The sequence below is a fragment of the Arcicella sp. GW458-12-2-14-TSB2 genome, from assembly GCF_059423785.1.
Genome location: NZ_JBWKYN010000002.1, coordinates 77277 through 88175 on the forward strand (window position 1 = coordinate 77277; position 10899 = coordinate 88175).

General features: G+C 34.8%; 1 protein-coding gene. It reads right to left on the bottom strand.

Annotated features, from left to right (window positions below; genetic code table 11):
• Position 1: 1 nt before the first annotated feature.
• Positions 2-10816 (bottom strand): Ig-like domain-containing protein, encoded by a 10815-nt coding sequence (locus tag AC07XN_RS00625; RefSeq protein WP_494741663.1) that lies wholly within the window; start codon positions 10814-10816, stop codon positions 2-4.
• Positions 10817-10899 lie beyond the last annotated feature (83 nt).

Consider the following 10899-nt stretch of genomic DNA (forward strand, 5'->3'; position numbering starts at 1 on the left):
CTTATTTAGAAACTATATTTTTGACAATAAATAGTTTAATTTTATTTTTGGCATATTCTACTATGCTATATTCTGTTTCATTTTTTGAAACTTTATCAGCTACAATAAAAATAAGGCTTTTACTACTTGAACTATCTTTAACTCCTTGCCCTATTAGTTTTAATTTATCTTTAGTTGTGAAAGAACTAAAGAGTCTTAATGCATAGTCTTGTGCATCAAAATCTGCTTGAGCAATAATATAGTTCTTATGAGTATTCACTAATTTATTAATATCAGCTTTAGCTAACTCTTCTTGTGTTATTTCATTTTCATTTTGTGTAAATATCATATAATTACTAGAAGACTCGGAATCCAATGCTTTTGGTACTACGATTTGTTCTAAAGCTTGCTCAGAGGAATTCATATTATTAAAAGCTTGCTCTTTTTTGGGTTGAGCCTCAGTTCCCAATTTTTTAATTGCTAATACAATAATATCTGTTACTTTTTCAACTAATTCATCTTCCTGTTTTTTCAAATCTTTCAATTTTGCCTGAGCAGCTTTAAAATCTTTTTCTGCTTGTTCCATACACGTTTTATCTTGTGGAACAGCCTTGGCACAAGCATCATATTTCAGTTTAGCATTGTCTAACTCGTCTAACGCTTTTGTATAATTTTCAACCATTTCAGTTGGTAAATTGGCTCTTACATATTTTTTTGTAGCTTCTTTAAAGGCTTTTATTTCTTTATAGTCTTTGTTAATACTAGTTTGTATTAATGTATTGAGGGCATCAGCAACTTCTTTAACAACATCAATCACCTTATCAGCATCGACAATTAAGCCAGCCGCAGGGTTATAAACTGTTATTAATTTATTGTCAGCTCCACTTTGTAGTTCGTAGCAATCATTCAACTGAAGATTTGAAAAAGTTGCTAGAATTTCAGCATTAGCCAAGTATGGTATTTTTACACCAGCTGTGCCTGAGAATGTACCATTACCTGTACTACTAATAATACGAGCCTTAAAATCACCTGCAAAGATTTCATCCCCTTGTCTTAATACTTTTAATGGTGTAACTCCAGTTGGTGGGGCAGCTATGCTGTTAGGATTACAAACATAAGCCAATACGTCGCCACATGGAGTACCATTTAAGGTTACAGAGCTTTCACATTGTTTTCCGTCCTTTGTGATTTGTAAAGTATATTCACCTTTTTTGGTAGCTGTTAATGTGCTTTCCGTACTTATAATGCCTTCAGGGTCTTTCCAAGAAAACGTAGTTGGGCTTACATTCCAGTAAGCAGGCGATACATTATCAACCACTGAAAGTGTTAGGGCACTTGATGAAGCACTTCTGGTTGATGGAAACTTGTAGGTTTCTGTAGTGCCACTCATGGCCTTGATTTTTATATTACAATCAGCTACTTGATTTACTGCAATAACAATAGTACTAGTAGCTGTACAGGTACTTTCTGTGGCGGTTACCGTATAAGTCCCTGCTGCGGCACTAGTCAAATCTACAATCCTAGGGTTTTGGAGTGTACTTGTAAAGTTATTAGGTCCTGTCCAAGCATAAGTAGCATTTGGAGATGCTAAAGCTTTTAGGTCAAGCGTCTGATATTCAGCAAGAGGAGTATTGGCAGTTATTTTAACATTAAATGCCGTCATAGCCGTATTTACAGCTAATTCTGTGCTTGATGATCCTTCGCAACTTCCAGCTTTAATAACACAACTAGCTTTGTAAGTAATGCCAGCAGAGGCCGCATAGGTCAACCCTGTTCCTACTGATTGATATGCTCCTCCAGAGGCAGTATTTGCCAGCCAATTAACTGTCATGTAAGAGCCACAACCAGTGGCTTCAAGGCTTACTTTATTAGTGCCACAAACAGCACCACCTACTTTGATAGCTGGTACTGGCAAAGTAGCGGCAGTAACTGTATTCAGTGTAATAGTAAGTGGCAATAAACTACGGCAAGCATTTGCTTCAGTAAGTGATGTAGTAGATTTATATGCTAACTCATACACTTGCAATGTTTTAATGCCTACAGCAGATGTTATAGGATTATAGGAATCGGCAATTGTCTTATTTGGGTCTATCCAAAGTAAACCATTACTAGTATTGCTTTTAGTAGGTGTAATGGCGGTAGCCACCATGTTAGTACAAAATGTGTATTCCTTTTGGGAAAGTAATGGTGTTGATGGTGCAGGTATTACGGTTAATGTTAAATCTTTACCCGAACTAGAACAACCTAAACTTTGAGGATTGTCTTTGTATAATTGTTTAATCTTGTAAACGCCTGATTTGTCAGGAAAGAAATTAGAATCGTCAAATACTTTATTTTCTGGGTTTGTTACTTCTAATGCCATCACTCCAGTTAAAGCATAATCCGTAGGATTATTTATCGTTGCTAAATTTGCTAAACTGATAGCCGACCCTTCGCAAATGGTTGAATTAGGAGCATTTACAGTAGCATTTGGAATAAACAATAAGCTTACTTTTGCCCTAGCACTGGTTTCTTTATCAGTCCCTTGAATTTTGGTAGAAACATAAAACTCTTTTTTCCCAATATTCGTCATTGAATTTACTATATCCTCTTGCAATCTTAATGTATCTCCACCAGTAGCATTGGCATACCATTTTACATCACAAAATGGCTGGTTACACTTTACTTGGTCTTTAATTTGTTCAACAGACGATGCACAAATAGCGCTGATTGGGGTTATTGGAGGTTCAGGAACAGTTTTAGTACCAATTGTTATATTAATTGGGCTTGTAAGAATTTCACAAGCTCCATATTTCATATAAACCTTATATTTGCCAGGAGCCATTGCTTTTGAATCAATAGGGTCGCCATCTACATAACCACTATTTTCAGAAATAGATAGCCATTGAGTCGTAGTCGGAGGAGTGGATTGGGTTTCTGGAACAATCGCATAATAAAAGGGCTTTTTACCGCCAGTAAAAGTCATTGTTGCTACTTCGGGTGTTTCAGTACTTACTACAGCGGTTGCAATAAATTGTAACAGTGGTGATTTTGTAACATCTTTAGATACATTACAGCCTTTAGAATCCTTTACTTTGAATGTATAAGGTGGTGTTGCTCCGTACTTGCTGGCTTGCACAATATATTTACCATTAGCATCGGCATCACCCATTTTGGTTTCCGTTGTTCCTGTTACTAAATAGAATTGCTTGCCAGAGTTTCCTCCGTTTGCAATTAACTCCACACTCGGAATTTTTTCACCATAACAATTTGGATCACTTGCTCCTGCGTATAAATCCAGAACATCAGGCTGTTGAATAGCAAACCTTGGACTGCTGTATGTACAACCGTCACCTGCTAGATACGAAATTTTATACCGTGGTAGTTGCTCACAAGTTGTGGCATTTGCTTGAGGACCTACACAAGCATCTTGATATGCTTTGATTGTAGTACTAGCTGGTAAACCTGTCAAATTTATTTTATAATTTCTACTAGCATCAGTCCCAACACCACTTGTTTTCGTAACATTTTTAATAACATTGTCTTTGTCGTCAAGCACTTGAATAGCATTGTTAACAATCTTGGTGAAAAGTTGCTTGTTTCCTTCAAAAAGATTCCCTGTCAGAAAATTGTTCGATTGTAAATTAATCACTGCTGAGCCTAGATCATTAAAACAATTGACTACATTATCTTGTGAAACAGGATTAGTAAAGATTGCTTGATTAGGCCTATATACTTCAAACTCTTCAGTATAAGCAATACATTTTGTTTGATTATCCAGAAGAAATATCCTCCATCTTGTATCAGATGCTGGAATATTGGCATTTTTAATATTAAATAAAGTTTCTGATACTTCTATTTGTTTAGGAAGCAATTCACTTTCAGGACGTTCTTGTATTTGTTTAATTGAATTAGGCATAAACGAGTAACTATATCCTCCAGCGCCGCTAGTACCAGAAGATCCTTGAAAAAATGAAAGAGCATCCTTCCAAGAAAAAGGTATAGAGGCATCGCTTCTAGCAAGAGCATAACCTGTTAAAGAATTAGCATTTTTTATTTCAAAAGTTACCTTCCCTATAGGCACAGCTGCTGTACTAAGCTCATATTCACAAGGTTGAATAATATTTTTAATGGCAATACTTGGTTTTTTAATTGTCAGTATATTTGCAATAACACTTATTGATGGACAAGACGTAATACTAGGAGTAATACATTCAACTTTTATTAATGGATAGTTCCAAGCCACTGTACTAACTAGTTGATTTGTTGTAGATAAAACCGTATTTCTATTAGCTTCAGGATTTTCTGGGGAAACATCATACCATTTATAAGAAGTAGTGCCAGTGGGACATCCTTGTACTTTTAACGTTAAAGAAGGTGCACAATTTGATCTATCTGTATCATCTATTATGTATGGATTAGACCCAAAAGGATCTGCAACATTCACTTGAACATCTAAACTTGCTGTACAAGCATCTGTTCCACTCTTTGATATGGTTACTTTATAGGTACCTTCTTGAGATTTTTTTATGTTGTATATTTTGGGATTAGCTATATATGCAATGAATCCTTGCCCTAACGGGCCTTCCCAATTATATTTATCTCCTCCAGAAGCTGAAAAATCTACTGTCTGTCCAGCACAGACATTGATAAAAGTTACAGCTGAAACGGCACATGTATTAATTGTAAGCCCTACACTTGCATTAGCACTGCAAGAGCCAGCTAAACCAGTCACTGTATAAAAACCAGCTTTTGCAGCATTAAAGTTTGAAATTGTAGGATTTTGAACCGATGATGTAAAACCATCAGGTCCAGTCCAATTATAACTTGAAGCACCAGAAGCTTGTAAAGTAACAGACTGTCCAGCACTAACATTTAAATTTGTTGCAGTGGCTATTACTGTAGGATTAGGAGCTACAGTAAGAACAGCTTCACTGGAAGTTATTGCTGAAGTACAAGAACCAGAAACTAAACAACGGTACCTATAACCATTCATAGAAACAGTCGCATTACTAATAGTTAGTGTAGAGGATGTTTCTCCTGTTATATTAGTGAAAGTACTGCCTGTACTCACTTGCCATTGATAAGTTGGAAAAGACCCTGTTGCAACAATTGTTAAAATATTATTTCCTCCAGAACAGATACTTAAATTGGTAGGTTGTGTTATAATACTTATTGCTGAATTAACAACTACAGTTACATTAGCACTTTTTAAAGACTCACAACTTATTCCGTTTGCTGTTTGAACACATTTAGCATAATAATCAGTATTTACGGAAGGATTAACAGGCATTGTGACAGGTGTATTTTCTGTGACTTTAAACCAATTTAATGTATTACCGCTACCTGTGCAACCAGTGGCAGACAAAGAGACTGAACTACCATAACAAATAGTTGCCCCTGCCGCTACTGGCGTTGATGGTGTTGTATTTACAGTTACCGTTTTCCCGTTAGCTACGGTGCTGGTATTAGAGCAGTTATTATTAGTAACCTGTACAGTATAGACGCCTGATGTAGTTGCAGTATATGTTTGGTTGGTTGCTCCTGCAATATTAACACCATCTTTTTTCCACTGATAACTATTCATACCAAAGATTGCACTTAATATCACGCTACCTCCTTGGCAAAAAGTAGTAGTTGAAGCGGCAGATACCGTTGGATCAGGAAGTGGATTTACTACTACATTCACAATTGCACTTCCTACACAGTTTCTAACGTCTGTTACTTCAACTTTATACGTACCAGCATCGTTACTTTGGATGTTTCCGATACTTGGATTTTGTAGAGTTGATTTAAAGGCTGTTCCTTTTGTCCAGTTGTATTTTAAAGCATCACCCCCTGTAAAAGTCATTGCACCCGAAGGAGCATTGACAAATGATAGCCAGTTGTTATCACTACCTGTTGGTTTTGTGACAGTCCATGTTCCACTTACAGAAGGAAGGTTGATTTCAAATGAAGTAATCCCTCCTGCTGAAGTAAAGTTAGTTATATCAGAATTACTCCCTTGATTACATGCTTGATTACTTGAACAGTTATTTAGGTTATTAAAAGTTATACAACTTCTCATAACAGAGTCTGAATAGCGTTTATTTTTAAGAAATGGAATCCAATCTGTGTTTACAGCTTCATTAAGATCATACCACCATGCTTTAGCACATCCATTTTCAATTTTAATAATTGCTTTTTGATTCGGCTGATTTATATCACGATAACCAATTATTTGTCCATCTGCTATAGTATTGTTGAGGCATGTTATACATGTTAAATTTGTTTTCCCTTTTTGAGTAATAGTAACAGATGTTGGAGTTGGATTCATCGTGCCAGTGATACTTAGGATAATACTTCTATCAATATTTGTTAGGTTTTCATCTAATTTGACTTGTATAGTTGCTTTCCCTAAACCTGCCGTTGAGCTTGCATTAAGATTAAGAACCGTTCCAGCACATTGTGCTATAGAACTATTAGCTACAGTAACTACAGGCAAAGCATAGTTTGTTACTATAGTGCTTGCAGTAGCAGAACAACCTTTATTATTTGTAAATTTTACATTATAGGTAGTAGGCGTTGAATTATCGGCAACAAGTGATATAATCTTTTGACTTCCAATCGAAGTATTATTAATATTGGTCCAATGGAATTTTACTTCTCCTGTATTAATAGGTATATCAGGTACAATAGCATTCAGAGAAAACGGAGTTCCAATACAAGCAGGAGTATTAGTAGCTGAAATACTTGGAATTGGATTAACATTGAATTTTACAATTTGCTGACTTTGAAATAAGTATTCATATTCACTTGTTCTACAAATTACTTTGATATACCCACTTTCAGTAGCATTATAGTTAAGAAGAAAAGTGTTAACGCCATCTATTAATTCCAACGAACTTGCTAGATATCTGCTTGGTTTTCCATCTATGTGCTCTTCATAGGCTGCGGGATAGTTGGTATTACAGCCTGTCATCATTAATTTCAAAGTACCAGATCCACAAAAATCAGTTTGTCCATTTGGTGTTAAATTTACTACCGAAGGAATATAGCAATCCCCATTTGTTAAAACTTCAAATGTTATTTCACTATACGAACTCTCATAAGCTGGATTTTCACAAGTAACTTTATAAGTGGCATTCTGAGTAATAACCTCGTTATAAATAGCAGATTGTTTTACAAAGGTGTTATTTTTATACCATTTTGCTTTGTTATTATCTGGGCAACCATCTACTTCAAGACTAACCCATCCTTTTTTGCAAAATTTATTATAGGCATGAGTAGTGTTATTAATAATAGTAGGGTTGTTAGCATCGCAACCAGAGTTATCTACTTTAAAAGTTATTTCATTCCATCCAAACTCTGTATTATTATTAGGATTTATACAGGTAACACCTATTTTAGAAGTACGAGTTATTGTACCTTTTACAGTTATACCTATTCCACCATTTAGCTCTGTACCATCAGTGTACCATCTAGCAAGGTTATTGTTTGGGCAACCTGTTACATCAATGTCTACCCACCCTTTTGTACAAAAAACAGTTTTTTTCCCTGGTGTATTATTGATAATAGCGGGAGCATAATTACAAGCAGAGTACGAATTAACCCTAAATGTTATCGCTCGTTGTGGTCCTATCAAATTTCCTGTAACTGGACTAATACACTGAAATCTAGCTTCGGTAGTACTGGTTATATTTTCTGAATAATCAGACCCTTGTATAGTACTACCATTACCAACCCACCACTTTACCCTATTACCGTCTGGACAACCACTAGCAGATACCGAAAATTGTCCACTTCCACAGAATGTCGTTACGTTGCCAGGAGTATTATTTACTATTTGTGGATTAATACTAATACATTGATCATAAGGAATAACAGTAAAATTGATTGTTTCCCAACCTAGTCTTTCGGAAGTGTTACACTGGTTTTCGCAAGATACAGCAAAGGTTTGGTTTGAATTGATTGTACTACTATATGTGTTTCCGTTTGCTAAGAAATTACCATATGTATCATACCATATAGCTTTAGAATTATCATAACAACCACTTACACTTAAACTCACTATACCATTGCTACAAAAGGTCTTATCTCCTACTTGCCCTGTAGAATTATTTGTAATAGTTGGCCAATAGTTTGAAGTGGAACAAGGGGCTTCGTTATTTGTTATTATTATATTGTCAGAATTGATTTCTCCTTTAATACCATTTGCACAGGTATTAACACATTTTGCATAATATGTCCCTGCTCCTACATTATATGTCAAGCCTGTTTTTTGTTCTATACCGTTATTATTATACCATATAACTGTATATGCACAATTTATAGCAGTAAGATTTGTGGTTGGATATTGATTATTAACTATCTTCCTGTCAGTAACAATTTCTGGTTTAGTCACATCACAAGATTGAAGGACAGTTATTTCTACTGGACTGGATAAATCACTTCCACAGCCATCAATAGTACATTTAGCATTATAAGTAGTTGTAACTGAAGGAGTAACTACTAAACTTAAACCATTTCCAATAATATATGAAACGTTTAATGCATTGTACCAACTAATAGTACCACTATTACACCCAGATGCAGAAATTGTAGTACTTTCCCCTCTATTTATTGTTGTAGATCCTTGCGAAATTGGACTATCTGTTTTTGAAATAGTAATTATATTTATTGGAGTTGAAGTAGCAGAGCTATAATTCTCTTTACTTATTGTTACTTTATAAAAACCAATATTTGAGGTAGTATAAGTAGACGAAGTTACACCATTTATCACTCCATACACCACACCATCTGTAGAGTAAGTCCAAATATAATTTACCCCCGACTCACTGGTATTTGCTGTTAAAGTTACTAGACAAGGCCTGTCTGTTTTTGAAATAGTTGGAACTGAGAGAGGTGGAAGACTTCCAACATTAACAGTGATTATTGCTTTTTTACTTTCACATCCGTTAAGTATTTGACTTACATAATAATTAGTTGAACCAACGGATGATGTATTGGGGGTTGGAGCGGCAGGAAGTAGTTGCTCTGCACTGTTGTACCATCTAAGACTCCCATTTGTCGAAGTTGTAGCAGTTAATGCAATGGCTTGAGCATCTTTTACATATGTAACTGGAGTATTTACTCCAGGAACTACAACATCACATACTGTTATTGTTATTCCCTCAGACCAATCACTCTCGCAATTATTATCAATTTTACATTTAGCTTTATATATCGTTTTCACAAGTGGAGAGATAGTTATTGTATTCCCTGTTGAGCCATTATCCCAAGTTATCGTTCCATTTGTACATCCTGAAGCACTTATATTTGTACTTTCTTTAATATTTATTGTTGTTGTACCTGAAACAACTGGTTTAGGCACATTACATACACTAATTCTAATAGGACTAGACCAATCACTTTCACAGTTATTTATTGTACATTTAGCTTTATAATCAGTTGTAACATCTGGAGTGACTGTTATTGTATTCCCGGTTGAGCCATTATCCCAAGATACAGTTCCGTTTGTACATCCTGAGGCAATTATTTTAATAGAACTACTTTCAGTTATTCTTGTTGGTGTGAGTGTGGGGATTGGAGTAGTCTTTGCAAAAATTCTAAAATTATCTAGTAGTAAATATGTTTCATAATATTGTGCTGCTTCTAGCTCTATTTTTGCTTTTATTAAAATTGTGGTATTTATATTTGTTTCAAACCTAAAAGGTCCGATTGTTTCCTCCTTAAATATATCATCAGTAGCTAATGTAGAGTAGAAGATTTTATCATTTATTTTTATTTCAAAATAACCTCTGTTATAATTATTAGAATTTTCTGGTCGGAAGGATGCTTGTTCGAACTTTATATAATAATCCTTATTTGCTTCAAAAGGATACACAGATTGTGTCTCTATGGCAGATTCTCCTTCGTATTCACCCCATGATTTAAAACCAACAACATTTCCTCCATCTTGAGATAAAGGTATTTTTTTTGTAGATAAACCTGAAGGAATTTGATTTGATTTCCATGTGTCTACCAATAAATATTTACCTAAATCATTAACCCATTTGGTTGGAACGACTCCTTTTCCTGGGTTTAGTATTGAATTTGCGTCTTCTTGTATAATTATCTCCTCGCACGGATTTGAACTTACTAATTTAGACTGACCATCAATGCTTGAAATTATATTATCCTGTATTTTAAGCGACTCATTTGTAAATATTTTTATTTCTTTTTTAGGTAAAATATGATTTATTCTCTTCTCGCCCTTCCAAATAAACTCACTTTTTTCGTTAGCTCCTTCAAAACCTCTCAATACTTTGAAAGTTGGTTCTTTGGGTTCAAATTCAAAATGTCCTTTTATTGTAAAAGTGGCTGTTGGATTTTCAGCATTTACGAGTGCTGTACAGTAATCTTCATAATTACCCCCTTTTTGTACAAAACCTTCCGGCATTACTACTTTAAGCGTGTACTTATACCATTCAGGCAAAAAGCGTACACCATTATTGATTCCAAAATCAACCCAACTTACCTGTACAGTAAGCTCAAACTCCTCTCCTATCGCTACACTTTCTTTAGAAGCAACTATTGTAAACATAAAAGGATCTGGTCCTACTAGATGACCTAATTGAGTGTTTAGTGGTTTCGGTGTAATTGTTTTTAGGGGCAATGAAGCAAGGAATGTATTTGCATAGCCTCTTTTATCTTCATTTTTAACCGAGAGCTCTCTTCTTTTATTTTTATTACTCTTTCCCTTTAACTTATTATCTATTCCTACTTTATCTCTCATTACATCAATAGGAAGGGTATTAGATAAATACCTTGACTTTGATTGAAAGCTAAAGATAAGTAGAATTATAAGGCATAAAGACCCAATGTAGAATTGTTTCATATTATTATTAGGTGGCAGTAAAAATTAAATGGTGTTAACAAAAATATCTAATAAAAAACTTAATATAATTTGATATTACAAAT